Here is a 26,170-nt window from a genome sequence, read left to right on the forward strand (position 1 = left end):
CCGTCTCGCGGGCCGCGCTATATGCCCGCCGATGACCGACAAGCCCGCTATCCCGCCGTCGCCCAGCGAGGACGAGTACGTCCGCCAGGTCACCGCGGCCGAGCCGCCGCCGCTGCTCAGCGAGGAGGACCCCATCGCCCTGTTCGCCGAATGGCTGAGCGAGGCGACGGAGAAGGAGCTCAACGATCCCAACGCCATGGCCGTGGCCACGGTGGATGAGGATGGCCTGCCCGACGTGCGGATGGTGCTGCTGAAGGATGCCGACGCCCGCGGCTTCGTCTTCTACACCAACACCCAGAGCGCAAAGGGGCAGCAACTGCTCGGCCAGCCGAAGGCCGCCCTGCTGTTCCACTGGAAGAGCCTGCGTCGCCAGGTGCGCGTTCGCGGCCTGGTTGGCGCGGTCACCGAAGCGGAGGCCGACGCCTACTGGGCGACCCGCGCCCGCTCGTCGCAGATCGGCGGCTGGGCTTCGGACCAGTCCCGCCCGCTGCCCGATCGCCTGGCCCTGGAGAAGCGCATCGCCGAGTTCGGCCTGAAGTTCGGCCTCGGCAAGGTGCCGCGCCCGCCGCACTGGTCCGGCTTCCGGATCGAGCCGCAGACCATCGAGTTCTGGCGAGATCGCCCGTTCCGCCTCCACGAGCGGCTGGTGTTCGAGCGGACTGGGCAGGGCTGGACCACCCAGAGGCTCTTCCCGTGAGCCAGACGATCGAGGCGGAGGTCACCGCCTGGTTCGCCGCCCGCTCCGAGCGCACGGTTGAGACCGCGCTCGCCCGCGTGTTCCTGGACGGCGGCACGGCCTGGAAGGTCAAGCGTACGGTCGACCTGGGCTATGTGGACTTCACCACCCAGGAGAAGCGGCTCTGGGCGTTGGAGCGCGAACTGGAGTTCAACCGCAAGGCCGCGCCGGACATCTACCGCCGCATCCATCCGATCACCCGCGCGTCGGACGGCGGTCTGGAACTGAACGGCTCGGGCGAGACCGTGGAGTTCGCGCTGGAGATGCGCCGGTTCGACGACGCCGCCGTGCTGGCGGCCCGTCCGGAGCGGCTGGACGGCGACATGGCCGAAGCGCTGGGCCGCACTATCGCCGACTTCCACGCCGGCGCGCCCGTGCGGCCCGATCGCGGCGTCGCCTCCCTCGATTTCACTCTTGGCTCCAACGCCCGCCTGCTGCGCGAGATGTCGGACCGGCTCGGGGCCGAGGACGTCGAGACGCTGGTGACCCTCACCACGGCCGAGCGCGAGCGCCAGGACGCCTTGCTGATCGAGCGCAGCCGCACCGGCTATTCGCGCCAGTGCCACGGCGACCTGCACCTGGGGAACATCCTGGTCGAAGGCGACCGGCCGATCCTCTTCGACTGCATCGAGTTCAACGACCTCCTTTCGGACGTCGACGTTCTGTCCGACCTCGGGTTCATCCTGATGGACCTGGAGTTTCGCGGCCGGCGCGACACGGCGGTGCGGGTTCTTTCCGGCTACCTTGATCAGGCTGCCCGCAGCTTCCCCGAGACCTTGTGGGGCGGGCTCGCGATTCTGCCGCTGATGCTGTCGGTGCGCGCCGCCGTCCGCGCCCATGTCTCGGCGCATAGCGGCGATGACGCCCTCTCGCGCCGCTACATCCAGGCCGGCATCGCCCATCTTCAGGCCCCGCCGCCCGTGCTCGCTGCCGTTGGCGGTTTCTCCGGCTCCGGCAAGTCGAGCTTTGCGCGCCAGGTCGCGCCTCGGCTGGGCGCCTCTCCTGGCGCTGTGATCCTGCGGACGGACGAGGTGCGCAAGCGTCTGGCCGGCGTCGCGCCCGCTGATCGCCTGCCCCCAGAGGCCTACGCCCCTGAGGCGCAGGCGAGGGCCTATGACGCCATGTTCGACGACGCCCGACGACTGCTGGAGGCCGGCCGGGCGGTGGTGCTGGACGCCACCTTCATGGATCCGGTCCTGCGTGATCGCGCTCAGGCGCTGGCGAAGGCGGTCGGCGCGCCTTTCCATGGCGCCTGGCTCCAGGCCCCTGCCGACGTGCTGCGCGAACGGGTCCGCGGACGTACGGGCGACGCCTCCGACGCCGACGTGGCGGTGCTCGAGGCGCAGCTGCATCGCGACCTCGGCCCGCTCGGCTGGCGCACCGCGCAGGCTGACCAGCCCTGCGCCATTTCAGCGGCGGAATGGCTCGCCGCCGAGGAGATTTGAACAAGCGTTTGCCTAAATGCGGACCGGACCGTAGCGTACTCGCAGAAGGCTGAAACAGCCCATGGGAGGACATCGCGATGCTCGGTCTCATGCAGGACTGGCCGCTGACGGTCGACAAGATCCTCGACCACGCCAACAACTGGCATCCGCGCCAGGAAATCGTCACCCGCTCGGTGGAAGGCCCGATCGTCCGGACCACCTATGCGGACGCTCACGACCGGGCCAAGCGCCTGTCGAATGTGCTGAAGTCGCTGGGCGTGCAGCCGGGCGACCGTGTCGCCACCCTGGCCTGGAACACCGCCCGCCATCTCGAGACCTGGTACGGGATAATGGGCATTGGCGCGGTGTGCCACACGCTGAACCCGCGGCTCTTCCCGGACCAGCTCTGCTACATCATCGGCCATGCGCAAGATAAGGTGCTCTTCACCGACCTGACTTTCGTGCCGTTGCTGGCCAGGTTCAGGGAGCAGATGGCCAGCGTGCAGCACGTGGTCATCATGACCGACGCCGAGCACATGCCGGACAGCATTCCCGGCGCGCTCTGCTACGAGACGCTGCTGGAGCAGGCGTCCGCCGATTGCGAATGGGGCGGCTTCGACGAGAACACCGCCGCCGGCCTCTGCTACACCTCCGGCACCACGGGCAATCCCAAGGGCGTGCTGTACTCGCACCGCTCCAACTTCCTGCACACCCTCGTCACCATGACCACGGACGTCATGGGCATCGGCGGGCGGGACGTGATCCTGCCCATCGTGCCGATGTTCCACGCCAACGCCTGGGGCATCGCCTTCTCCGGTCCCGCCGTCGGGGCCAAGGTGGTCATGCCGGGCATGCGGCTGGACGGAGCCTCGGTGTTCGAGCTCCTCGAGAGCGAGCAGGTGACCTTCTCCGCCGCCGTGCCGACCGTCTGGCAGATGCTGCTCAATCACCTGCGCGAAACGGGCGCTCGTCTCTCCAGCCTCAAGCGCGTGGTGATCGGCGGCGCCGCGGTCCCCGAGGCGATCCTTCGCGCCTTCCAGGACGACTACGGGGTCGAGGTCTCCCACGCCTGGGGCATGACCGAGACAAGCCCGCTCGGCACCGTGGGCACCCCCACCGCCGAGGTGCTGCGCATGAGCGCGGAGGACCAGCGCCGCTTTCAGCTCAAGCAGGGTCGCCCGCCGCTCGGCATCGAGATGAAGCTGACCGACGACGAAGGCCGCGAGCTGCCGCACGACGGCAAGACCTACGGCCGGCTGAAGGTCAAAGGCCCCTTCGTGGTCCGCGAGTATTTCCGTGGGGAGGGTGGCGACATCCTTGATCCGCAAGGCTTCTTCGACACGGGCGACGTCGCGGTTCTCGATCCGCAGGGTTACATGCAGATCACCGACCGATCCAAGGACGTGATCAAGTCGGGCGGCGAGTGGATCTCGTCTATCGAGATCGAGAACATCGCCGTGGGCCATCCGAAGGCCGCGCTCGCGGCGGTGATCGGCGCCGCTCACCCCAAGTGGGACGAACGCCCCGTCCTGCTGGTGAAGCTCAAGGACGGGGAGGCGGCCACGCGCGACGACTTCCTCCAGTACCTGGAAGGCAAGATCGCCAAGTGGTGGATGCCCGACGACGTCGTCTTCGTGGAGGAGATCCCGCTCGGCGCCACCGGCAAGATCGACAAGAAGCTGATCCGCGAGCGGATGAAGGAATACGTCCTTCCGACCGCAGCGGCGGCCCGCGCCTAGAGGAGGCGGTACAGGGTCTCGAAGTCTGGTTCGCTGTCGGCGGAAAGCTCGCCCCGCCGGACCAGGTCGATCATGTGCGCCAGCATGGACAGCGCGGCTGCCGGGTGCAGCCGCGGGTCCACCTCGGCGTAGAGGCGGGGAACGAGGTCGCGGATCCGGGCCGGCCCGTCCGCCAGCGCCTCGAGGATCTGGCGCTCGCGTCCGCGGCGGTGGGCGATGTAGGCGTCCAGGAACGGCGCCACCTCTCGGACCGGCGGCCCGTGGGTCGGCCACAGGGTGGCGAAGCCGCGATCCCGGATCATCTGCAGGCTGGCCATGTAGTCGGTCATGTCGCCGTCCGGCGGCGTGATCACCGTGGTCGACCAGCCCATGACGTGGTCGCCTGAGAACAGGGCGTTCTCCTCGGCCAGGGCGAAGCAGATGTGGTTCGAGGTATGCCCGGGCGTCGGCAGCGCCTCCAGCATCCAGCCGGGACCTGACACCACGCCGCCGGCGCAGACACTGACGTCGGGGGTGAAGCCGGCGTCGTGGCCCGCCTCCGTGCGCACCCCCGCGTCGTCCGGCCCGTGCGGCTCTGCAACTGCGCAGCCATAGACCGGTGCGCCGGTCTGCGCCTTCAACGCCGCCGCCAGCGGCGAGTGATCGGCGTGATGGTGCGTGATCAGGATTGCGGTGACCCGCTCGCCCTCGACGGCGCCCAGGATAGCGTCCAGGTGCGCCGGGTCGTCGGGGCCAGGGTCGATCACCGCCACCTCGTCATGACCGACGATGTAGGTGCCTGTGCCCGTAAAGGTGAACGGGCCGGGGTTGTTGGCGATCACCCGGCGTATGAGGGGCGAGACCTGCTCGCAGACGCCATATTCGAAAGCGAACTGACGGACGAACGGGATCATCGTCAGGCGGGCAGCACGCCCGAAAGATCGTAGCCGGCGTCCCGGCCCAGCCGCACCAGTTCTTCGCGCTCGCGCTCTCCGCTGATCGCCTCGCCGACCGCCCAGGTCACGATGGATCGCGTGCCCGAGCGGCAAAAGGCCAGCACCGGTCCTTGCGCCTGTTCCATCACGCGGCGGACGCCTTCCACCTGCTCGGCGGTCGGGCCGCCCCGCACCGGGATATGCACATAGGCGAGGCCGCGGGCTTGGGCGGCGGCTTCCATCTGGCTGCTGCTCGGCTGGCCCGGTTCTTCGTCGTCCGGACGATTGTTGATGATCGTCCGGAAGCCCTGGGCCGCAGCCTCGTCGAGGTCCTGCTCGCGGATCTGGGGGCTGACAGAAAGCTGGTCGGTGACCCGTCGGAAGTCGGCCATGGTGCGCGTTCTGCTCTGCTGCGTATGCTTTGGGCGCAGACTCAGACCTCAACTGGCGCCGGCGCGCAAGAGATCGGCTGGACGTCTTGCGTCAGGCCGCGGGGGCTGTGAGGTTCAAGGCTCACCTTGGCGGGAGCCCCATGCTTCGATTCCTCGCCCGGCGGCTGCTGGTGGCGGTTCCCACCCTGCTGCTGGTGATCACCCTGGCGTTCTTCATGATGCGCGCGGCCCCGGGCGGGCCGTTCGACACCGACCGGCGCCTTTCGCCCGAGATCGAGAAGAATGTCCTTGCCCGCTACGGCCTCGATCGACCGCTGGGTGAGCAATACGTGACCTATGTGGCGGGCGTGGCGCGGGGCGATCTTGGGCCGTCGCTGAAGTACCGCGACAAGACGGTGCTGCAGATCCTCAAGGAGAACTACCTCGTCTCGCTGGTTCTGGGGCTCAGCGCCATGGTGATCGGCTCGCTGGCCGGGGTGGGACTGGGCGTGCTCGCGGCCCTGAAGCGGGACGGGGCGCTTGACCGGGGCGCCATGGCCCTGGCGGTGCTGGGTGTTTGCATCCCGACCTTTGTCACCGCGCCCCTGCTGGTGCTGCTGTTCGCCTCCACACTGGGCTGGCTGCCCAGCGCTGGCTGGAACGGCGGGGCGCTCGCCAATCTCATCCTGCCCGTGCTGGTCCTCGCCCTGCCGCAGGTGGCGGTAATCTCCCGACTGACCCGCGCCGGCATGATCGAGTCTCTGCGGTCGAACCACGTCCGCACCGCCCGCGCGAAGGGGCTCTCCGGCTCGCGCATCGTCCTGCGCCACGCCATGCGCCCCGCGGTCCTGCCGGTGGTGAGCTATCTTGGTCCCGCCACGGCCGCCCTGATCACCGGCTCGCTGGTGGTGGAGCGAATCTTCAACCTTCCCGGCCTGGGCAAGTTCTTCGTGCTCAGCGCCCTGCAGCGCGACTACACGGTCGTGATGGGCATGGTGATCATCTACGCCGCGCTGATCCTCCTGCTGAACCTGATCGCCGATCTGGTGCAGGCCGCACTCGACCCGCGGGTGAAGCTGTCGTGAGCCTCGCCGCCGTCACCGAGCCGCCCGGGCGCAGCCTGTGGGCCGACGCCCAGCGTCGTCTTCTGCGCAATCGAACGGCCGTGGCCGGCGCAAGCGTGCTGGTCGTTCTCGCCCTTGCTGCGGCCGCCGGTCCCTACCTCCTCCCGTTCCGCTACGACGAGGTCGACAAGACCGCCGTTTGGCTTGCACCCCTGAGCGGCGGCCACCTGCTCGGCACGGACGCTTTGGGGCGGGACTTGCTAGCCCGGCTCTTGGTGGGCCTGCGCGTCTCCCTGGCCATTGGCCTTGTCTCGACGGTGGTGTCCCTGCTGATCGGGGTCACCTGGGGCGCCGTGGCGGGGTTCGCCGGCGGCCGGGTCGACGAGGTCATGATGCGCATCGTCGATGTGCTCTACTCCATGCCGTTCATCTTCTTCGTCATCCTGCTGATGGTCGCCTTCGGCACGCACCTGGTGCTGATCTTCGTTGCGATCGGCGCAGTCGAGTGGCTGACGATGAGCCGCATCGTCCGCAGCCAGACCCTCGCGCTCAAGCAGCGCGAATTCGTGGAGGCGGCGCGCGCAGCCGGCCTCACCTCCGCCGCCATCGTGCGGCGCCATATCGTTCCCAACCTGCTGGGACCGGTGGTGGTCTACGTCTCCCTCACCATCCCCGCGGCGATCCTGGCCGAGAGCTTCCTCAGCTTCCTTGGCCTGGGGGTGCAGCCGCCCATGGCTTCTCTCGGCACGCTCATCGCCGGAGGCGCTCAGGACATGGAGCTGGCGCCGTGGCTGCTGGCGTTCCCCTCTGTGGTGATGATCGGGACCTTGCTCAGCTTCAACCTGCTGGGCGACGGCCTGCGCGACGCACTCGACCCGCAGTCCAGCGGGCGGGCGCCGTGATGCCTAAATCAGAGGCATTTTTCGTTGCATCGGAAACCGTGTTACACGAACAGTGGCCACTGCTCAGTTACCTGAATTTCCGGGTGAATTCCGCAGACCGGGAGTTTCAGACCCCTGTTCTCCCACAGCCGCCGCACGATTCGTGCCTGGATGACGGCTCCGTGCGGAATCTGTGACCAGAATGCGACAGATCGTCCTTCCAGAACATTGCGGCCTCTTAATGTTGGTTGACCCTAGAATGGTCACGTCCGTAACTGCGCGGTAACCGCGGCGGTCCGTCGCGGCATCAACGTGGACGCGGCTGTGGCAGGGGGTCGCCGCCGCTGGAGGGATAATGTTGAGAATGCAATCCACCCGCGGGCGTCTGCTCGCTTCATCGCTGTTCGCAACGGTTGCGGCGTTCGCCGTGCCGGCGACGGTCGCGATCGTGGGCACGATGGCGGCCACCACCGCTTCGGCGCAGGACTACACGTCCGGCACGCTCGCCGGCAACGTGGCCGACACCTCCGGCGCTCCGGTCGCCGGCGCGACGGTGACGGTCCGTTCGGTGAACCAAGGCTTCACCCGTAACCTGACCACCGACAACAACGGCCGCTTCCGCGCGCCGCTGCTGCCGATCGGTCGTTATGGCGTCACGGTCTCCAAGGCCGGCCTGCAAGGCCCCGGCGAGCAGATCGTCAACGTTTCGCTGGGCGGCGAGTCGAGCTTCGACTTCACCCTCGGCGCGGAAGGCACCGCCGTTGAAGAGCTGGTCGTGACCGGCGCCGCGGCCAGCCCGACCCTCGACTTCGCGGCGACGACCCGCGGCACCACGGTCGACATCGAAGAGATCCAGCGCAACCTGCCGATCGCTCGGAACATCCAGAGCGTCGCGCTGCTGGCTCCGACCGTTCTGCTCGGCTCCTCCTCGGGCGACGCCACGTTCGCCAACCAGCCGTCGGTCGGCGGCGCGTCGATCGCTGAAAACGCGTTCTACGTGAACGGCCTGAACATCACGAACTTCAACACCTACGTCGGCGGCGGCACCGTGCCGTTCGAATTCTACAAGACGGTTGAAGTGAAGACCGGCGGCTACCCCGCCGAGTTCGGCCGCGCCACGGGCGGCGTGATCAACGCGGTGACCAAGTCGGGCACCAACGACTTCTACTTCGCCCTGCACGGCAACTACGAGTCGCGTGACCTGGCGACCACCGCGCCGGACACCTTCCAGTACGCCAACCGCCTGGAAGAGAACAACAACAAGGACCTGACGGTCGAAATCGGCGGTCCGATCATCCGTGACCGCCTGTTCGTCTACGGTATCGCGCAGTTCCGCGACTACGAGCGTCGTTTCGCCCGTATCGACCAGCGCTCCTACAACATCGACCGCAGCGACGACCCGTTCTACGGCGCGAAGGTCGACTGGCTGATCACCGATCGTCAGCGCCTGGAAGGCACCTACTTCAACACCCAGCGCAAGACCCTGCGCACGGGCAACAGCTTCGACAACACCACCGGCGCCCTCGGCGCCGCGCTGGCTCCGACCGAGTTCGATCGCGGCGGCGAAAGCTTCGTGTTCCGCTACACCGGCACCTTCACCGACTGGTTCACCCTGTCGGCCGCCTACGGCAAGAGCACCGACGCCGACTCCGTTCTGTCCGCGACGCCGGACGTGAGCCGCGTCGAAGACACCCGCAGCGGCACCACGGTGATCGTCTCCGACCAGAAGATCGCGAGCAACGACATCGTCGCTACCGAGCGTGAGTTCTATCGGATCGACGGCGACTTCTACGTCAACCTGTTCGGCCAGCATCACATCCGCGTCGGCTACGACAACGAGCAGACCACTCTGTTCCACGTCACCGAGCGGACGGGCGGTCAGCGCTACATCATCCGTCGCGGTTCGCTGAACGACCGCCGCGGTGTTCCGGCCGGTCAGGACTACATCGAAGTCGAAACCCTGCGCCTCGGCGGTCTGCCCGTCGAAGGCAGCAACGAGTCCTATTACATCCAGGACTCCTGGGACATCACGCCGAACCTGAACCTGCAGATCGGCCTGCGGAACGACATCTTCACCCTCAACAACCTGGCCGGTGAAGAAGTCCTCAACCTCGACAACAACTGGGGTCCGCGGATCGGCGTCACCTTCGACCCGTTCGGCGAAGGCAAGGACAAGTTCTACGCCTCGTTCGGCCGCTACTTCGTGCCGCCGGCCTCGAACCTCAGCTACCGCGGCGCCGACCTCGGCTTCAGCGAGTTCTTCCTCGCTCCGGCTGGCGGCGTGAACGCTTCGGGCGCGGTTCCGACCCTGGGCACCCAGATCACCACGGCCACCAACCCGACGTTCTCCGCCTTCAGCTGCCCGGCGGGCGGCGTCGGCGCGGGCGCGGGCGTGCAAGGTTGTACGGTGAGCTTCGGCGTCGGCATCGCCGAGCCGGCCTACTCCAAGACCTCGCGCGGCCTGAAGGCCACCTACGAGGACGAGTTCCAGATCGGCTACACCCGTCAGATCAACGACCTGTGGCGTGCGGGCGCGGCCTTCACCTACCGGACGCTGAAGCGCGTGTCCGAAGACATCACCCTCGACCCGTACGTCCGCGCCTACTGCGAGCGTAACGGCATCGAAGGCTGCGACGAGACCTGGAACAACTCCTGGCAGTACATCGTCATGAACCCGGGCGAGGACATCGAAGTCCTGTCCCGCGGTCCGCTGCCGGGCGGCACCCAGCCGACGCTCCTGAAGTTCACGGCTGAAGAGCTGGGCTTCCCGAAGCCGAAGCGTGAGTACCTCGCTCTCGAAATGACCTTCGAGCGCGCCTTCGACGGCAAGTGGGGCCTGCAAGGTTCGTACGTGCTGTCGGAGTCCAAGGGTAACTACGAAGGCACCGTTCTGTCCGACATCGGTCAGGACGACGCCGGCTCGACGATCCTCAACGACTTCGCTGGTCTGACGGACAACCAGTTCGGCCTCCTGCCGAACCACCGTGCGCACCAGTTCAAGCTGTTCGGCTCCTACGCGATCACCGACCAGCTGCTCGTCGGCGCCAACGCCCGCGTCATGTCGCCGAAGCACTTCGGCTGCCTGGGCGTGCACCCGACGGACTCGGCGGCGGCGGACTACGGCCACTACTCGCGCTACTGCGGCAACTACCTGCCGTCCGGCGCCAAGGCCGTGTGGCGCGGTTCGGCGTTCGAAACCGACTGGGTCAGCAACGTCGACCTGTCGGTCCGCTACACCCTCAACCAAGACTGGATGCCGCTCGGCAGCGAGCTGGTTCTCCGGGCCGACCTGTTCAACGTCTTCAATTCGCAAGGCGTGACGGAAGCTTGGGAATTCGGTGAAACGGACTCGGGCGCTCAAGACCCGAACTACGGCTCGCCGATCTTCTATCAAAACCCGCGCTACCTGCGCGTGGGCTTCGACCTGACCTTCTAATCAGGTCTGAGAAGACGAAAGTTGGGGCCGGCCTCGCGAGAGGCCGGCCCTTTCTTTTTGCCCGACTGCATGAACAGGCCGCCTCAGGCTCGGAGGATACAAAGGTGAGGCGAGGGTCCTCGCGCCCCGCCGCACGCGTGGCCAAGCGCAGGCCGCCTCTCGAGGCGGCGCGATCATTCAGATGTCGTGAATGGTCCGGCCCTGCAGGGGCAGGGCCGCTGCCGCCACTGGCGCTCTAGCGGAAGCGTTCCGGCGCCAGCACCAGCGCCCCGCCGTCCCGCATGCGGGCTTGGGCCAACTCGTCCATGATGGCCGAGGCACGGGGATCGCCGAAGATCCAGGCGGCCGCCGCAAGGGTCCGGACGGATGCGGCCGAAACGCCGAACATCCGCTCCAGCGCCTCAAAGGCCGAGGCGTTGGGCGTCATCCGGCGCAGCCGCGGCTCGCCGGATAGGTTCGCCAGGCGCTTGGCTTGGTCGACCGCCTGATAAAGGCCGCCCACCTCGTCCACGAGGCCGAGCTCGCGGGCCTGGGCGCCGGTCCAGACGTGACCGCGGGCGATCTGCTGCACCCGTTCCGGCGGCAGCTTGCGGCCCACCGCCACGCGGGTCAGGAAGTTCGCATAGGTGTTGTCCATCCAGCGGGCGAAGGCCGCGCGCTCCTGCGGCGTGAACTCCCGCCCCATGCTGAACGCGCCCGCGTAGGGGTTGCCCACGTTCAGCTCGCGCACGTCGACGCCATAGCGGCCCAGGGCCTCGCCCAGCGCGAACTTGCCGCCGAACACCCCGATGGAGCCGGTCAGCGTCGTCGGCTGGGCCACGATGGCCGAAGCCTCCGTCGCCACCCAATAGCCGCCGGATGCACCGTAGGACCCCATGGAGACCACCACCGGCTTGCCGGCAGCCTTGGCGGCCCGGATCGCCGACAGGATCTGCTCGGACGCCGTGTCGGAGCCGCCTGGCGAAGAAATGCGGAAGACGATCGCCTTCACGTCCTTGGCCTTGATGGCGTCGTAGAAGGCCTCGGCCACGTCGTCGGAATAGATGTTCGAGCTGCCGGCGAACGGATTGCCGCCGCCATCACGCCCGGTGACGATCGCCCCTTCCGCCTCGATCAGGGCGATGGACGGCGCGCCGGCCCGCCCGCGCTCGCGCCCTGGACCATAGTCCTCGAACTCGACGATCTCGGCGTCGGCGCCGGCCCGGCGCATCAGCGCCACCTGCGCCTCGCGCACTTGGCCCAGCCGGTCCACCAGCCGGTTGCTCAGCGCTTCCTCGGCGAGGTAGGGGCCCGCCTCCAGCGTGCGACGCAGGGCGGCCGCATCCACCTTGCGCGCCGACGCGGCGGCGGCGAGGTTGCTCTGGTAGACGGAGTTCATCCACGACAGCTGCGCCTCGCGATGCGCCGGCGTGTAGTCGTCGTAGAGGTAGCCGTTCACCGCGTTCTTGTATTCCGCGCGCTGCTCGAACTGCGGCTTCACGCCGAACCGATCGAACGCCCGCTTCAGAAACAGGTCCTGGCTGGACAGGCCCGTGACCTGGAACGAGGCCCCCGGCTGCAGCCACAGCTCGTCCGCGGCCGTGCCAAGCATGTAGGTCGCGGTCACCACGCCAGAGGGATAGAGGCCCTGGCTATGGGCGATCACCGGCTTGCCGGAGGCGCGGAAGCGCAGCACCGCCTGCCGCAGCTCGTCGGCCGAGCCGGGCTCGAGCCCGCCTTCCGGCAGGCGGATCAGCAGCCCCTTGATCTTCGGGTCGCTCTGCGCCCGGCGCAGCCCTTCCACCACCGACATCACCGACGCCGAGCGACGGCCGATCCCGGCGAAGGGGTTCTGCGGCGACTGATCGGACAGTGAGTCGCGGAGATCGAGCTCGAGCACCGCCCGTTGCGGGGTGGAGGAGCTGCTGGCCGCGCCGGCGGCCATCACCACCAGCACGAAGGGCACCCCGATCAGAAAGATGAGCAGGCCCGCGAAGACGCCGGCCACGGTGATCAGGAACTGCTTCATGTCGGGAAACCCGCACCCCAGAGGTCTTGGCGATCAAGCCCTTGGCGGGCCTGTCGCACACAAACGCAGACGCGTGAAGGAGGGTGCGCGCGGGCGATTCGACGATGGCGGGAGAAGATGGTCGGAGTGGCAGGATTCGAACCTGCGACCCCCGCGTCCCGAACGCGGTGCTCTACCAGACTGAGCCACACTCCGACTTGGAGGCGGGCCTTATAGGGGACGATTTTCTGGGTCGCAAGCGCGTAAGGAGGCGTTGCATCCGGAAAGATGCTGCGCTATCTCCACGCCCTCGCCGCGGGGGACTGCCCCCGAGCCGTTCCTGCTGGGGAATGGTGTAATGGTAACACTGCGGTTTTTGGTACCGTCATTCTAGGTTCGAGTCCTAGTTCCCCAGCCACTTCCTCTCTCCACCAAGCAAGCTGAAGTCATCGCGCGCCGCTGTGGGTCGCCGCGACAAAGCAGCTTTTGGCGCACATTCGGAATCGGTCGAGTCTCCCGCCCGAGAGCAGCGTGAGCGGACGATCCACCGATGTCGAATGAAGCCAGCAAGGCGATGGTCCGCCGCAACTTCGACAGCCGCTTTGCGACGCGCTGGCTGGTGGGCGACGGCATCGATATCGGCGCCGGCAACGATGCGATCGGCATGTTCTCCCAGATGCTGCCGCTGATGACCTCCCTGCGCGGCTGGGACCTGCCGGACGGCGACGCCATGCTGATGGAAGGCGTGGCCGACGAGTCGCTCGACTTCGTTCATTCCAGCCACTGCCTGGAGCATCTGCAGGACCCGCTGGTCGCCCTCGGCAACTGGGTCCGGATCTGCAAGCCGGGCGGCCACGTGGTGGTGATGGTCCCGGACGAGGACCTCTATGAACAGGGTATCTTCCCCTCGACCTTCAATGACGACCACAAGTGGACCTTCACGGTCTGCAAGACGGGGACGTGGAGCCCGCGCTCCATCAACCTGACGGCTCTGCTCGGCCACTTCGCCAGCGTGGTCAGCATCCAGAAGATCGAGGTGCTGGACGCCGGCTACCATTTCGGCGCCCCACGGTTCGATCAGACCGGCCTCGTCACCGGAGAGGCGGCCATCGAGTTCGTGCTGCGCAAGCGCACCGCGGATGAGATCGCCCGGGGCGGCCGCTACCCCGCCGCCTGATCAGACGCCGAACAGCGACAGGCCAGGGGCGTCCGGATCGCGGCTCGCACCGCCGTTCAGCGCCTTCTGCATGAACACGATGTCGACCCACCGGCCGTGCTTGAAGCCGACCGATCGAGCCACGCCGCTGTCCTCGAAGCCCAGCGCCCGGTGCAGGCCGATGGAGCCGGCGTTCGCGCTGTCCCCGATCACCGCCAGCACTTGGCGCAGGCCCATGTCCTCGCAGGCCTGCAGCACGGCGCTCAGCACCTCCCGGCCGACGCCGCGGCCCAGCGCGTCAGGCGCCACATACACGCTGTCTTCCACCGTGTAGCGGTAGGCCGCGCGCAGGCGGAAGGGCCCCGCGTAGGCGAAACCCAGCACCCGGCCTTCCTCTTCGGCGACCAGATAGGGCAGGCCGCGCGCCGCCACCGCCGCGCGCCGGCGCTCCATCTCCTCGGCGGACGGCGGCTCCTCCTCGAAGGTGCCGAATCCATGCAAGGCGTGATGGCCGTAGATCGCAGCCAGCCCCTCGGCGTCCGTCGTCTCCGCCGCCCGGATGATCATGCCGCTTCCCAGCCCCGCTCCAGCGCCCAGATGGCGAAAGCGTAGTCCAGGGCGATCTCCTTCAGGAAGTCGAACCGGCCCGACGCCCCACCGTGACCGGCTTCCATGTTGATCTTCAGCAGGATCGGCGCATCGCCCGTCGTGTGATCGCGCAGCTTGGCGACCCACTTGGCCGGCTCCCAGTAGGTGACCCGCGGGTCCGACAGGCCGCCGGTGGCGAGGACGGGCGGATAGGGCTTGTCCCCCACCTGATCATACGGGCTGTAGGAGAGGATCCGGTCATAGGCCTCGGTGTCCTCGATCGGATTACCCCACTCGGGCCACTCCGGCGGCGTCAGCGGCAGGCTCGTGTCGCTCATGGTGTTCAGCACGTCGACGAATGGCACCGCCGCGATGATCGCGCCCCAAAGGTCCGGCCGCAGGTTGGCGACCGCGCCCATCAGCATGCCGCCGGCCGACCCGCCATAAGCGGCGATCCGGCCCTTGGTCCCATAGCCTTCGGCGATCAGGTGCTCGGCGCAAGCGATGAAGTCGGTGAAGGTGTTGGTCTTCTTCTCGCGCCGTCCGTCCAGGAACCAGCCCCAGCCCTTGTCCGAGCCGCCGCGGATGTGCGCCGTCGCCCAAATCCAGCCCCGGTCCACCAGGCTCAGGTTTCGGATGGAGAAGCTCGGCTCCATCGCATGGCCGTACGAGCCGTAGCCGTAGAGCAGCACCGGCGCGGAGCCATCCAGCGGCGTCTCCTTCAGCATCAGCACCGTGACCGGCACCTGCTCGCCGTCCGGCGCGGTCGCATACAGGCGCCGAGCCACGTAGCGCTCCGGATCGTGACCGGAGGGCACCTCCTGGGTCTTGCGCAGGGTCCGCTCGCGGCTCTCCAGGTCGTAGTCGAACCACTGCCGCGGCGTCGTAGGCGACTGGTAGACGAACCGCGTGGTGGTGGTGTCGTATTCGTACCCGCCCTCCAGGTGCAGGGCGTAGGCCTCCTCGTCGAACGCGACGGCGTGTTCGCGACCGTCCCGCGTCACCACGACCAGCCGGTCGAGGGCGTTGACCCGTTCGGCGCGAACCAGATGCCCGGCAAAGGCGGCGAAGCCGGTGATGTAGCGGCCCGGCTGGTGGGCGATCCAGTCCCGCCACGTCGCCTTGGCGGGCGCCTCCGCCTCGGACACGCAGAGCTTGAAGTCGACCGCGCCGTCGTCGTTGGTGCGGATGACCCAACGGTCGCTCCAGTGGTCGATCTCGTATTTCACGCCCACGCGGCGCGGCTCGGCCATCGTCGCGGCGGCGGTCGGATCACTCGCCGGAATGAGCCACAGCTCGGTGGTCTCCTGGTTGCCCACGTGGATCAGCACATGGCTGTCGTCCGAGGTCGTGCCGACGCCCAGGAACATGCCGTCGTCCGGTTCTTCATAGACCAGCACGTCTTCGCCGCCGCGCGCCGGACGCCGGAAGACCTTGGCCGGCCGGGCGTTCTCGTCCCGCCAGATCCAGAACAGCCACTGGCTGTCGGGCGAGAAGGTGAAGTCGCCGTAGGCGCTTTCGATCGGGGCGCCCTGCACCTCGCCGCTCGCCAGGTCCTTCACATGGATAGTGTAGTACTCCGACCCCTGCTCGTCGGCCGCCCAGGCGTAAAGCGCATGGTCGGGGCTGTGGTGGGCCGCGCCCACCTGGAAGTAGGCCTTTCCCTTGGACAGCGCATCTTCGTCCAGCAGCACCTGCTCGCCATCCGCCTGGCCGCGCGGTCGTCGCGCGTGCACCGGATGCTCGGCTCCAAGCGCGTACCGGGCGTAGTATTCCCAAGGACCGTCCGGCGCCGGGACGGAGGAGTCGTCTTCCTTGATGCGACCCTTCATCTCCGAGAACAGCTGCGCCTGCAGCCCTTCCGTCGAGGCCAGCAGAGCCTTGGTGTAGGCGTTCTCTGCGTCCAGATGTTCGCGCACGTCGGCCCGCAGAGCCTTCGGGTCGCGCAGCACCTGCTGCCAGTTCTCGTCCTTCATCCAGGCATAGTCGTCCGTCCTGGTGCGGCCGAGCTGCTCGATGGAGTGGGGTTGCTTGCGGGCGTTCGGGGGAGGCGGAAGGCTCATGGGGGCCAAATGCGCCCGGCCGCTGCGGGGCTCAAGCGCTCCGCCATAGTTTCAACAAAACCGCCACTGGGCGCTTTCGCCTCATGCGCCGCGCCTTTCCAACCTCACCTGACTCTGATTCACTCCTGGACATCGAGAGCGCGCAAAGACGCGCAGGGCGTACAGTAGTCGGGTATCGCATATGGTCTTGGATCTCTCAGTCGAGCTGATCCACGCGACCGTCCAGCTGGAGCAACCGCTCGGCGACGGCACGCGGACGGTCGGCACGGGCTTCCTCATCTCGGAGAAGGGCGCCGATGGCCGCCCCCGCACCGTGCTGGTGACCGCCAACCACGTGTTCCAGAAGATGCCCGGCCAGATGGCCAAGATCGGCTACCGGATCGAAAACGCCGACGGCAGCTGGAGCTATGCGCCCCAAACCGTGCGCATCCGCGACAAGGGGGGCCGCGAGATGTGGACCCACCACCCCTCGCGCGACGTCGCCGCCATCTCCATCACCGCCCCGCCGGAGTTCGCCAAGGCGGCGATCCCGCTGAACTACCTGGCCAGCGACACGACCTTCTCTGACAACCATGTCGGCGCTGGCGACGAGATGATGGCCCTGGGCTTCCCTCGCGGACTGGCCGCCAACCAGGCGGGCTTCCCGATCCTGCGCTCGGGCCGCGTCGCGTCCTTCCCGGTGGCCCCGGCGAAGATCTTCCCGACCTTTCTCCTCGACTTCTCGGTGTTCCCCGGCAACTCGGGCGGGCCGGTGTTCATGAGCGACCAGTCCAAGCGTCGCTCGGGCGCGCAGCTTGCCTCCGACGGTCCCGGCGACGGCTTCATCGCCGGCCTGTTGACCCAGCAGGTGGAGCTGAACAACGAGCGCCTGGAGATCGGCATCGTCACCCACGCCAAGTACATCCGCGAAACCATCGCCCTGATCGATGATCCCGGCGCTCCGGTGACCGTGGCGCTCGCGCCGCCGGTGAGCGGTGCGCGGGCCGCCTCCGCGGAAGAGGCGGCCAGCCCTGACTGACGCTCGGTCTTAGCCGACCGGCGCGCCGGGGTAGAGCATCGCCAGGGTCTCGGCGACGCAACCGGGCTTCGCCTCGCCTTCGATCTCGATGGTGCATTCCATCTTCATCAACACGCCCATGCCTTTCGGCTCGGCGCTGACCAGCTTCTGGCGCAGGCGAACCCGCTTGCCGACGCGGACCATGTTGGTGAAGCGCACCTTGTCGGTGCCGTAGTTCAGCGCGTAGGCGACGCCGTTCAGCTGCAGCATGCCCTGGCCCAGAAACGGGATCAGCGAGAGCACCAAATAGCCGTGGGCGATGGTCCCGCCGATCGCCCCGGTGGCGCGCTCCACGTCCACGTGGATCCACTGGTGGTCTCCTGTGGCGTCGGCGAACTGGTTCACCCGCTCCTGGGTGATCTCCAGCCAGTCCGAAACCCCGATCTCCTGGCCGGCCAGCCCGCCGAGATCCTTCAATTCCACCGGACCCATTCGCGTCTCCTCATCCTCAGCTCACTGCGGCGGCTCGACAGGAACGCGCCGGCCTTGTGCAGGGCGGCCATAGCAGGGCCTTGACCCAAGGTCCGTCAAGCGCGGCGGCTGCGAAAGGCGATTGGCGACGGGGCAAGAACAGGGATTCAAAAGGTCTCGCGCATCGTTTCCGGAGACCTGAAGTCCCGATTGCAAGCAGGGTCTTTCCAGCTTTCGCCGCCGCGCGAGCGGATAGATGGCGTGCTGAAAACTCAAGCGTTCCGGAAGGTTGCGTCCAGGGCAGGTACAGCTTGCCACCTTAGTCCCGCGCTCGCTTGCATTGAGCTTCCGCGCTTGTATCGGGTCCTGGAATACCCACGGCTTGTTGTAAGGAAACAGGTGTTATCCTGCTTGTGCTTGCTCAGAGATCAAGATAAGCACCGCCACACTGTTTTAGAGAATCACTTCAGCGCCCGCAGTGGCGCGACTCCAGTGGAATGACGAAAATGGACGAGAAGTCGGAAGTCATCGAGATGACGGCGGATATTGTTTCCGCCTACGTGGGTAACAACACCGTCGCCGCCGCCGATCTGCCGAGCCTGATCCAAGCCGTGCACCGCGCCCTCGCTGGCGTGTCCACGGGCGCCGAGCCGGTGGAAGCCGCGCCGAAGGAGCCGGCCGTTCCGGTGCGCCGCTCCATCACGCCCGACTACATCGTCTGCCTGGAAGATGGTCGCAAGTTCAAGTCGCTGAAGCGTCACCTGCGCACCAAGTACAACATGAGCCCCGAGGAATACCGGGCGAAGTGGAACCTGCCGAAGGACTATCCGATGGTGGCTCCGAACTACGCCAAGGCCCGCTCGGACCTGGCCAAGCAGATGGGCCTCGGCCAAGGCGGCCGTCAGGCCCCGCGCGGCAAGAAGCGCTAAGGCTTCGGCCGCACGGCCAAGACTGATCTTTTCCTAAGTTGAGGCGCCCGCCGGCTTCGGCGGGCGTTTCTGATTCTGATGCAGCCCGACAGATATCTTCAGCTTCGCCTCAATTTTGACTTGCGGGCGATTCGCGCGTCGGGCGATATGTGATTCGTTACGATTCCAAAGAGTTGTTAAGGAATCCTGGGATGGCGGCGCAAATCGGAGCCCCTACCGCGGCGGCTCGCGCGCACGAAGAGCTGTTCGCCTACTGGGCGTCGCTCCGCAACGCCGGACGCCTGCCGTCGCGCCGCGACGTCGACCCCGGCGGCTTCAAGCGCCTCCTGCCGACCGTCAGCCTGATCGACGTGGTGTCCGATCCGCTCGACTTCCGCGTGCGTCTGGCGGGCACGGGCCTCTACGGCGTCTATGGCCGCGAAATCACCGGCCGGATGCTGTCCGAAGTCTACAATTCCGCCGCCGCCGACTATTGGCGCGCCGAGCTGACCAAGGTGGTGGCCGAGCGCCGGCCGTCCGTGGGCGTCCACAGCCTGGCCTGGCGCGGCGCCTCCCACCTGTCGATCATGTGGCTGCGCCTGCCGCTGGCGTCCAACGGCTACGACGTGGACATGATCCTGGGCTACGACGCCGTGGTCGGCATGAGCCAGATGCCCACGGGCATCCGCGCCGCCTAGGCGGCCTGCGCCAGCTCCGCGTCCCGCCGCACCCGCGCGACCATCGAAGCCAGACCGTTCGAGCGCTGCGATGACAGCGCGCTGGAAAGCCCCAGCTTGTCGAAACCCGCCTTGATATCGAAGGCCAGGATCTCGTCCGGCTGCCGCCCCGAGTAGAGCCGCAGCAGGATCGCGATGAGTCCCCGGACGATGTGGGCGTCCGAGTCTCCGCGGAAGCTCAGCGCGCCATCGGCTTGGGGCTCGGTCACCAGCCACACTTGGCTGGCGCAGCCGCGCACCTTGTTGGTTTCGGACCGTTCGGCGTCGGCCAGCGGCGCAAGCTCCTTGCCGAGTTCAATCACGTAGCGGTAGCGCTCTTCCCAGTCGCCCAGGAGGTCGAACTCGTCGACGAGTTCGGAAAGGACGCTGTCGATGGGGCTGGTCATGAGGCCGCCGACTTAAGGGCCGGCGGCGCGATCCGCAACCGGCGCCGTCTCAGGCGGTGCGCAGGATGACGTGGGCGCTGAAGCCTTGACCGGGCGCGGAAGCGAGTTTCAGCAGGCCGCCCATGGCTTGGCAGGTGAGGTCGCAAATCGGCAGGCCCAGCCCTGCGCCTTCGCCGTGGCGGGTCAGCGCGCTTTCACCCTGCTCGAACGGGCGCAGAAGACGGGCGAGCTCCGCCGGCTCCACGCCTTCGCCGTCGTTGGCCACCACGATCTCGGCCAAGTCCCGCTTGCGGCTGGCGAACAGGCGGATCTCGCCGCCCTCGGGCGAGAAGGCGCAGGCGTTCTGAAGAAGGTTGGTGAGTACGGTGCGCAGGCCTCGCGGGTCGGCGCTGACCGTCAGCTCGCAGTCACCCACGACCAGTCGCAGTCCGCGCCGCTCCAGCTCGTCTTTGAGACTCGCGGCCACGTCTTCGACGATCGGGGCCAGAGGCTCGGGCCGGCAGGTCAGATCGGCTGCGCCCCCTTCCAAGCGCGCGATCTCCAACACCTGATTCACAAGTTTCAGCAGCTTTTGCCCGCTGCCCCGGATGATCTGCGCGTATTCCCTGTACTGGGGATCTCCCAGCGGGCCGTAGAGTTCAGCTGCTAAGATTTCGGAGAAGCCGAGAATGGAGTTCAGCGGTGTGCGCAGCTCGTGGCTGACCATGCGCAGGAAGGAGCGCTTCTGCTCGTCCAGCGTCTGGGCCGGCGCAGACGTGCTGTTCGCCGTCGCCGCATCGGCCACGGAGCGCGTCGCATGTTCGTAGGCTGGCATCATGAACTTGGAGGCGCCCGGCTCGAAAGGAGCTGCGAAGATGGCGCATCGCACTTACGATTTGGTTTCGCGCGCGTAGATGTGCCGTTTGACGGTCGCGCAGCAGGCGAGCGGCCTTACGGGGACTCGCCAGGGCCGCTAAGCTCTCGGCTGTGACTCGCCCTTTGCGGACATCGCTGACGTGAGCCGGCCCCGAAACAGGCGCCGTCGTCCGGCCGACCGGGCTCCGGAATCGCGCCGGTTCGCGATCGGCTGGCACATGGGCTGGTCGGTGGCGGTCGCCGGCGCGACGCTGGCGCTGACCGCGTCGGGCCGCCTGGGCCAGGGCCCCGAGCTCACGGCCCTGACGCTCGGCGCCGCCGCCGGGCTGGTGGGCGGCCTGCTCTCCGCATTCACGGCGGGCGCGGCGCGCACCCTCGCCATTCTGGTTTGGACCTTTGCGGCGGCCTCGGCCTGTCAGCTGACCGGCGGCGTTCTTGGCCCGCTGGCCGCCTGGGCGCTTGCGCCGCTCGCCGCCGCCGCCGCCTTCCGCAAGGCCGACGTCCTGCCGCTGGGCGCCGCGGCCTCCGTCGGCGCCGCCGGTCTGGGCGTGCTAGGCGCCGTTCTCGGCCCCAAGCCGGTGCTGGACGCCGACGCCGGCGCCTGGCTCAGCCTGCTGTCCCTGGCCACCGTGGCGCTCGGCCTGGGCGCGGGCCTCGTTTCCCTGGCCGGCGTCTCCCGCCGCGAGGGGCGCGAGCGCAGCGACCTCGAGCACCAGCTCATCCAGCTGCTGGAAAGCCAGCCGCAACTCCTGCTGGGCGTTCAGCCCGGCGGGCGCATCCTGGAAAGCTTCGGGCATCGCCCTGGCGGCTTCGAGCGCGGTCTGGCCGACGGCAACCTCCTGGACTTCATCACCCCTGCCGACCGGACGGCGGTGGAGGAAGCCCTCCAGCGTGCTCTTTCGGAGGGCGACGCCGAGACGGGGTTCACCCCGCTTGGCGATCTGCATGGCCGTTGCGAGATCACCATCCGCCGGGCCAGCAACCTGCGCCTGGTGGCCGCGATCCGCGACGCCCGCGCCCAGTTCAACCGCGAGCGCGACCTGGAGCAGGCCCGCGCCTCGGCCGAGCAGCAGAACGCCGGCAAGTCGCGCTTCCTGGCCAACATGAGCCACGAGCTGCGCACCCCGCTGAACGCCATCATGGGCTTCTCGGACATCATGCGACAGCGGCTCTTCGGCCCCATGCCCGACCGCTATGTGGAATACGCCGAGCTGATCCACGAAAGCGGCGCGCACCTGCTGGAGCTGATCAACGACGTCCTCGACATGTCCAAGATCGAGGCCGAGCGGTTTGAGCTCGCCCGCGACATGTTCGACGCCCGCGACGCCGTCAGCGCCGTCCTGCGCCTGATGCGGGGGCAGGCCGACCGGGCGGGCGTGTCCCTGCGCGGCGTCCTGCCGCCCGAAGCCCTCGAGGCCGACGCCGACCGCCGGGCCATCAAGCAGATCGCTCTGAACCTGATCTCCAACGCCCTGAAGTTCACGCCTCGCGGCGGCGCGGTGACCGTCACCGTTCAGGGCGTCGGCGAGGTGCTGGAGCTGATCGTCACCGACACCGGCGTCGGCATCTCGGCGGAAGACCTCGACCGCCTCGGCCGCCCCTTCGAGCAGGCCGGCGACGCCAGCCAGAAAGCCGCGGGCGCGGGCCTGGGCCTGTCCCTGGTGCGCGCCTTCGCCAAGCTGCACGGCGGCGAGATGACCATCGAAAGTGCGCTGGGCGAAGGCACCACCGTGCTCGTCCGCATGCCGGTGCTGCAAGCGCCCCCGGCCCCGGCCTTTGAGCCGCATCCGGCCCCGGCCAACGACGTGAAGGTGAAGGCCTAGCGCGCCGCCACGCGCAGGAAGGCGCTGCCGGCGGCGAAGTCGCCCACCTCGACATAGGCCCGGCGGACCACGTCTCCGGGGAACAGGAACTCCACAACGACTGCCTCGCGCGGGTCCAGCCGTCCCATCGCGCCCGCCGCCGCGGCGGGGAAGCGGAAGGCCCAGCCGGTCTTCATGTCCTTGGGCCGCAGGTCCGACCCGGCCACGCTGCGCGCTTCTGCGGTAAAGCCCACCAGCATGCTGCGGGGCGGCACGCGGCGCTCGAGCGACAGGCCGGCGGTGGCCCCGCTGCTCCAGCGCGCCAAATAGGGCCCGGTGCTGCGGCTGACGTCGCGCAGCATCAGGCGCGCGCCATAGGGCTTTGCCCCGTCGGGGAAGCTGCCCACCGCCACCAGGGCGCTCGGCGCGTCCTTGCCGGCCAGGCCGAACAGGATCCTGTCGGACCCGAAGCGGTTGTCCTGCACCAGCCGCCAGCGGGTGGTGCGCGAGAAGTTGCGGTCGGCGCTCCAGCCGGCCACGTCGCCCGGATAGGTCAGGCGGCTGATCTTGGAATAGCCGGCGAAGGCGTCGCGCACCCGCGCGGCCGCCACAGCCAGGTCGGGCGAGCCGCAGGCGGTCTGCCGCGCGCGCGCCCGGGCGCGCCCTTCGGCCGCCTCCACCGCATTTCGCGGCTGGCCGGCCCGCAGCGCGGCCCCGCGCGCCTGCGCGGCTGACGCGCCCAGCGCCGCCGAAACCGCAGGCGTGAACAGGCCGCACCGCTGGTCGGCGGCGATCATCACCGTGCGCTCGTAGAGGAGGTTCAGCGCCTGCGCATGCGCAAGGCTTGGCGCGCCGGCCAAGGCCGCCGCGCCCATCCACCACCACCATCGAGACGCCGGCCGCGCTGTGTCGCGCGTGCTCGTCATGCGTCTTCTTTATCTCTGCCGGTCTTTGGTGACCGTAGCGGTAACCTAGGCCCTTGTGCTTGCCGTTCGCTTAGCGAGTGCGGTTAACGGGATGACACCAGCCGCCGCTTCGGCCCATTGTCCGCCCCATGTTGCTGTCCACTGACATCTGGGTCGGCGCCCTCGTGCGCAGAGCGGAACTGGAAGGCGCCTTCGCCGTGGTGGCCCGCAAGGGCGACACCCGCGCCGGCGCGGTGCTGGTCAAGGTCCTGAACCGCTCGGACGGCACGGCCCGCCTCTATGCCGAAGCCACGCGCCTGGACGGCGAACGCGTCTGGATGCAGCCCGCCCGCTCCACGGCGGAGGCCGAGCTCGACAGCTATGTGGAGCGCGCCGTTCGCAGAGACCCGGACATCTGGGTGGTCGAGATCGAGGACAAGCAGGGTCGCCACTTCCTCACCGAGGCGGTGGAGAAGGAATAGGGGAACAGCCCCTGCGCTGGCGGGTTCGACTCCGTCGATGCCGACGCTTGCCGACCTGCCCGTGCCCTTGGACCTCCAGACCATGGAGGCCAAGCTGGTGGACGAAATCCCCCGCGACGGCGGCTGGCGCTTCGAGCCCAAGTGGGACGGCTTCCGCTGCCTCGCCTTCCGCGCCGGCGACGAGGTCGAGCTGCACGCCAAGTCCGGCAAGCCCCTGGCCCGCTACTTCCCCGACGTGGTCGCCGCCCTCAAGGCCTTGCCGGTGGACCGCTTCGTGATCGACGGCGAGCTGACCATCGCTGTGGACGGGCAGCTGTCCTTTGACGCCCTGCAGCTGCGCCTCCATCCCGCCGAAAGCCGCGTGCGCAAACTGGCCGCAGAGCACCCGGCGACCTTTGTCCTGTTCGACTGCCTGATGGACGCCGACGGCCGCTCACTGGTGGACGCGCCCTTCACCCGCCGCCGTGCGGAGCTGGAGGCCCTGTTCGCCCGCTTCCAGCATGCCCCCGCGGTGCAGCTGTCCCCGGGCACGCAGGAGCGGCAGGAGGCCTGCGACTGGCTCTCCCAGGTCGGATCGTCCCTGGACGGCGTGGTCGCCAAGCGGCTGGACGGCCCCTACGTGCCGGGCGAGCGCGCCATGCTGAAGATCAAGCGGATGCGCACGGCCGACTGCGTGGTTGGCGGTTTCCGCTACGAGCAGGGCGGCCGCCAGGTGGGCTCCCTGCTTCTTGGCCTGTTTGATGATGACGGGCGGCTCAACCACGTGGGCTTCTGCTCGACCATCAGCAACGCCGAACGCGCCGAGCTGACCAAGCGTCTCGAAGCCCTGGGGGGCGGCCCCGGGTTCACCGGCAGCGCGCCAGGCGGTCCCAGCCGCTGGAGCAACGAGCGGTCCACCGAATGGACGCCCCTGCGGCATGAACTGGTTGTGGAGGTCCGCTACGACCACGTCACCGGCGATCGCTTCCGACACGGGACCAAGCTTTTGCGCTGGCGGCCCGACAAGGCCCCGGAGCAGTGCCGCATGGAGCAGCTCCGCCCCGAGGCCTCGCCTCAGCGCATCGTTCAAGCGATCGGCTGAGCCACGCCGCCCTCTCGCCGCGTGCGCCACAGGGAGTAGAGCACGCCGCCCGCCAGCAGGACCCCTGTCACAGCCAGGGACACCGGCGCGGGGAACTTCTCCCAGCCGGCGAGCTCGGCGACGAAGACCTTGCCGCCAATGAAGATCAGCAGCAGCGCAAGGGCGTGCTTCAGGTAGGCGAAGCGCTCGTTGATCGCCGCCAGGGCGAAGTAGAGCGCCCGAAGCCCCAGGATCGCGAAGATGTTCGACGTGAACACAATGTACGGGTCAGTCGTGATGGCGAAGATCGCCGGCACGGAGTCCACCGCGAACACCACGTCCGCCAGTTCGATCATGATCAGGGCCAGGAACAGCGGCGTAGCGTGCAGCAGCAGCTTGCCGCTGACCGGATCGGCCTTGCGGACGAAGAACTTCACGCCCTCGAACTCGTGGGTCAGCCGCAGGTGCCCGGCCAGCCATCGGTAGACGGCGTTGTCACGTGGGTCGGTTTGCCTCTCCTTGGCGAACAGCATCTTGCCGCCTGCGAAGACCAGGAAGGCCGCGAAGATCAGCAGCACCCACTCGAAGTTGGCCACTAGGGCCGAGCCCGCGCCGATCAGGATCGCCCGAAGAACGATGACGCCCAGGATGCCCCAAAACAGCACCCGGTGCTGGTAGGCGGGCGGCACGGCGAAGGCGGCGAAGATGGTCGCGATGACGAAAATGTTGTCCATCGCCAGGCTTTTCTCGATCAGAAAGCCTGTGACGTACTCGATCCCGGACTGCCGCCCGAGTTGGCTCCAGACCCAGACGCCGAACAGCAGTCCGATGGCGATGTAGCCGCCGGACAGCAGCAGGCTTTCACGGACGCCGATGACCTTGGTCTTCCGGTGCAGGACGCCAAGGTCGAGGGCCAGCAACGTCACCACCACGCCCAGGAAGACGGCCCACATCCAGACCGGCTTGCCCAGGGCGTCTTGCAGCAACAGGTCCATGTTCGGCTCCGCTTACACGCCCCAGCGGGGTTGGCCCTCGAGCCGGGCGAGCTGGTCCTTCAGCGAGAGCTTGCGGCGCTTCAACTGAAGCACCCGTTCGGAATCCGGGCGCAGGCGCGCGAGTTCGCCGCGCAGCTCCTGCTCGAGCTGTCGGTGCTTGTTGCGCAAACGATAGATGGCGATGTGTGTCATGAGCCTCCTCCTGGTTAGGAT

24 protein-coding genes and 2 tRNA genes are annotated in these 26,170 nt (G+C 68.0%); 14 read left to right on the forward strand and 12 right to left on the reverse strand.

Features of this window, described 5'->3' with window-relative positions; genetic code table 11:
- Positions 1-31: 31 nt before the first annotated feature.
- From pdxH to DJ018_RS08375, 3 genes are all read left to right on the forward strand, one after another.
- A complete protein-coding gene (gene pdxH / locus DJ018_RS08365; RefSeq protein WP_111514358.1) occupies positions 32-697 on the forward strand; it encodes a pyridoxamine 5'-phosphate oxidase in 666 nt (221 codons plus the stop codon).
- Positions 694-2,181, forward strand: coding sequence for a bifunctional aminoglycoside phosphotransferase/ATP-binding protein (locus DJ018_RS08370; RefSeq protein ID WP_111514359.1), 1,488 nt, complete (start codon positions 694-696; stop codon positions 2,179-2,181). Before pdxH ends, DJ018_RS08370 begins: the two co-directional genes overlap by 4 nt.
- A 77-nt stretch (positions 2,182-2,258) precedes the next feature.
- Positions 2,259-3,899 carry a long-chain-fatty-acid--CoA ligase gene (locus DJ018_RS08375; protein ID WP_111514360.1) on the forward strand — a complete coding sequence of 547 codons (1,641 nt, stop codon included), beginning with the start codon at positions 2,259-2,261 and terminating at the stop codon, positions 3,897-3,899.
- Here the strand turns inward: DJ018_RS08375 and DJ018_RS08380 are convergent.
- Both DJ018_RS08380 and DJ018_RS08385 read right to left on the reverse strand, forming a co-directional pair.
- Positions 3,896-4,792 (reverse strand): MBL fold metallo-hydrolase, encoded by an 897-nt coding sequence (locus tag DJ018_RS08380; protein WP_111514361.1) that lies wholly within the window; start codon positions 4,790-4,792, stop codon positions 3,896-3,898. The two genes, DJ018_RS08375 and DJ018_RS08380, sit on opposite strands and share 4 nt — an antisense overlap.
- A 2-nt stretch (positions 4,793-4,794) precedes the next feature.
- Positions 4,795-5,205, reverse strand: coding sequence for a protein tyrosine phosphatase family protein (locus DJ018_RS08385; protein WP_111514362.1), 411 nt, complete (start codon positions 5,203-5,205; stop codon positions 4,795-4,797).
- Between the two features lie 140 nt (positions 5,206-5,345).
- Here DJ018_RS08385 and DJ018_RS08390 point away from each other — a divergent pair, with 140 nt between their 5' ends.
- The 3 genes from DJ018_RS08390 to DJ018_RS08400 all read left to right on the forward strand — a co-directional run bounded on the left by DJ018_RS08390 (position 5,346) and on the right by DJ018_RS08400 (position 10,565).
- The gene (locus tag DJ018_RS08390; RefSeq protein WP_111514363.1) at positions 5,346-6,269 is read left to right on the forward strand and encodes an ABC transporter permease subunit; all 924 of its coding nucleotides are present in this window, start codon (positions 5,346-5,348) and stop codon (positions 6,267-6,269) included.
- Entirely contained in the window at positions 6,266-7,150 is an 885-nt protein-coding gene (locus tag DJ018_RS08395) for an ABC transporter permease (RefSeq protein ID WP_111514364.1), read from the forward strand. Before DJ018_RS08390 ends, DJ018_RS08395 begins: the two co-directional genes overlap by 4 nt.
- Before the next feature lie 343 nt (positions 7,151-7,493).
- On the forward strand, positions 7,494-10,565 hold the full coding sequence (locus DJ018_RS08400) for a TonB-dependent receptor (protein ID WP_240609482.1): 3,072 nt from the start codon (positions 7,494-7,496) through the stop codon (positions 10,563-10,565).
- Between the two features lie 235 nt (positions 10,566-10,800).
- Here the strand turns inward: DJ018_RS08400 and sppA are convergent, their stop codons facing one another.
- Both sppA and DJ018_RS08410 read right to left on the reverse strand, forming a co-directional pair.
- On the reverse strand, positions 10,801-12,573 hold the full coding sequence (gene sppA, locus DJ018_RS08405) for a signal peptide peptidase SppA (RefSeq protein ID WP_111514366.1): 1,773 nt from the start codon (positions 12,571-12,573) through the stop codon (positions 10,801-10,803).
- 118 nt (positions 12,574-12,691) lie between these two features.
- Positions 12,692-12,768, reverse strand: a tRNA-Pro gene (locus DJ018_RS08410).
- Positions 12,769-12,896: 128 nt separating this feature from the next.
- Here DJ018_RS08410 and DJ018_RS08415 point away from each other — a divergent pair.
- Together DJ018_RS08415 and DJ018_RS08420 are read left to right on the forward strand one after the other, a co-directional pair.
- Positions 12,897-12,970, forward strand: a tRNA-Gln gene (locus DJ018_RS08415).
- A 132-nt stretch (positions 12,971-13,102) separates the two neighbouring features.
- Positions 13,103-13,729, forward strand: a complete 627-nt coding sequence (locus tag DJ018_RS08420; RefSeq protein WP_111514367.1) for a methyltransferase domain-containing protein — start codon at positions 13,103-13,105, stop codon at positions 13,727-13,729.
- On the opposite strand, the gene DJ018_RS08425 is transcribed toward DJ018_RS08420, so the two are convergent.
- Entirely contained in the window at positions 13,730-14,275 is a 546-nt protein-coding gene (locus tag DJ018_RS08425) for a GNAT family N-acetyltransferase (protein ID WP_111514368.1), read from the reverse strand.
- Positions 14,272-16,359 carry a S9 family peptidase gene (locus DJ018_RS08430; RefSeq protein WP_111514369.1) on the reverse strand — a complete coding sequence of 696 codons (2,088 nt, stop codon included), beginning with the start codon at positions 16,357-16,359 and terminating at the stop codon, positions 14,272-14,274. The genes DJ018_RS08425 and DJ018_RS08430 overlap by 4 nt, the downstream gene beginning before the upstream one ends.
- A 181-nt stretch (positions 16,360-16,540) precedes the next feature.
- On the opposite strand from DJ018_RS08430, the gene DJ018_RS08435 reads away from it, so the two are divergent.
- Positions 16,541-17,377 (forward strand): trypsin-like serine peptidase, encoded by an 837-nt coding sequence (locus DJ018_RS08435; RefSeq protein WP_111514370.1) that lies wholly within the window; start codon positions 16,541-16,543, stop codon positions 17,375-17,377.
- Positions 17,378-17,386: 9 nt separating this feature from the next.
- Here the strand turns inward: DJ018_RS08435 and DJ018_RS08440 are convergent, their stop codons facing one another.
- Positions 17,387-17,848 (reverse strand): MaoC family dehydratase, encoded by a 462-nt coding sequence (locus tag DJ018_RS08440; RefSeq protein WP_111514371.1) that lies wholly within the window; start codon positions 17,846-17,848, stop codon positions 17,387-17,389.
- A 485-nt stretch (positions 17,849-18,333) separates the two neighbouring features.
- On the opposite strand from DJ018_RS08440, the gene DJ018_RS08445 reads away from it, so the two are divergent.
- A complete protein-coding gene (locus tag DJ018_RS08445) occupies positions 18,334-18,756 on the forward strand; it encodes a Ros/MucR family transcriptional regulator (protein ID WP_111514372.1) in 423 nt (140 codons plus the stop codon).
- A gap of 191 nt (positions 18,757-18,947) precedes the next feature.
- Positions 18,948-19,433 (forward strand): motility/cell cycle regulatory protein MopJ, encoded by a 486-nt coding sequence (gene mopJ, locus DJ018_RS08450; RefSeq protein ID WP_111514373.1) that lies wholly within the window; start codon positions 18,948-18,950, stop codon positions 19,431-19,433.
- Here the strand turns inward: mopJ and DJ018_RS08455 are convergent.
- Positions 19,430-19,858, reverse strand: a complete 429-nt coding sequence (locus DJ018_RS08455; RefSeq protein WP_111514374.1) for a SufE family protein — start codon at positions 19,856-19,858, stop codon at positions 19,430-19,432. The genes mopJ and DJ018_RS08455 overlap by 4 nt on opposite strands.
- Positions 19,859-19,907: 49 nt before the next feature.
- Positions 19,908-20,672: a sensor histidine kinase gene (locus DJ018_RS08460; RefSeq protein WP_111514743.1), complete on the reverse strand. Its 765-nt coding sequence runs from the start codon at positions 20,670-20,672 to the stop codon at positions 19,908-19,910.
- A gap of 181 nt (positions 20,673-20,853) precedes the next feature.
- On the opposite strand from DJ018_RS08460, the gene DJ018_RS08465 reads away from it, so the two are divergent.
- Entirely contained in the window at positions 20,854-22,536 is a 1,683-nt protein-coding gene (locus DJ018_RS08465; protein WP_133254245.1) for a sensor histidine kinase, read from the forward strand.
- Here the strand turns inward: DJ018_RS08465 and DJ018_RS08470 are convergent.
- Positions 22,533-23,441, reverse strand: coding sequence for a hypothetical protein (locus DJ018_RS08470; protein ID WP_240609483.1), 909 nt, complete (start codon positions 23,439-23,441; stop codon positions 22,533-22,535). The genes DJ018_RS08465 and DJ018_RS08470 overlap by 4 nt on opposite strands.
- 128 nt (positions 23,442-23,569) lie before the next feature.
- Between DJ018_RS08470 and DJ018_RS08475 the strand changes: the two genes are divergently transcribed.
- Together DJ018_RS08475 and DJ018_RS08480 are read left to right on the forward strand one after the other, a co-directional pair.
- Entirely contained in the window at positions 23,570-23,902 is a 333-nt protein-coding gene (locus tag DJ018_RS08475; RefSeq protein ID WP_111514377.1) for a DUF1491 family protein, read from the forward strand.
- A 37-nt stretch (positions 23,903-23,939) separates the two neighbouring features.
- Positions 23,940-24,983 carry an ATP-dependent DNA ligase gene (locus DJ018_RS08480; RefSeq protein ID WP_111514378.1) on the forward strand — a complete coding sequence of 348 codons (1,044 nt, stop codon included), beginning with the start codon at positions 23,940-23,942 and terminating at the stop codon, positions 24,981-24,983.
- Here DJ018_RS08480 and DJ018_RS08485 read toward each other — a convergent pair.
- Together DJ018_RS08485 and DJ018_RS08490 are read right to left on the reverse strand one after the other, a co-directional pair.
- On the reverse strand, positions 24,968-25,957 hold the full coding sequence (locus DJ018_RS08485) for a TerC family protein (RefSeq protein ID WP_111514379.1): 990 nt from the start codon (positions 25,955-25,957) through the stop codon (positions 24,968-24,970). The genes DJ018_RS08480 and DJ018_RS08485 overlap by 16 nt on opposite strands.
- A gap of 12 nt (positions 25,958-25,969) precedes the next feature.
- Positions 25,970-26,149, reverse strand: coding sequence for a YdcH family protein (locus tag DJ018_RS08490; RefSeq protein ID WP_111514380.1), 180 nt, complete (start codon positions 26,147-26,149; stop codon positions 25,970-25,972).
- Positions 26,150-26,170: the final 21 nt, after the last annotated feature.

The organism is Phenylobacterium deserti (assembly GCF_003254705.1).
Classification (GTDB): Bacteria; Pseudomonadota; Alphaproteobacteria; order Caulobacterales; family Caulobacteraceae; genus Phenylobacterium; species Phenylobacterium deserti.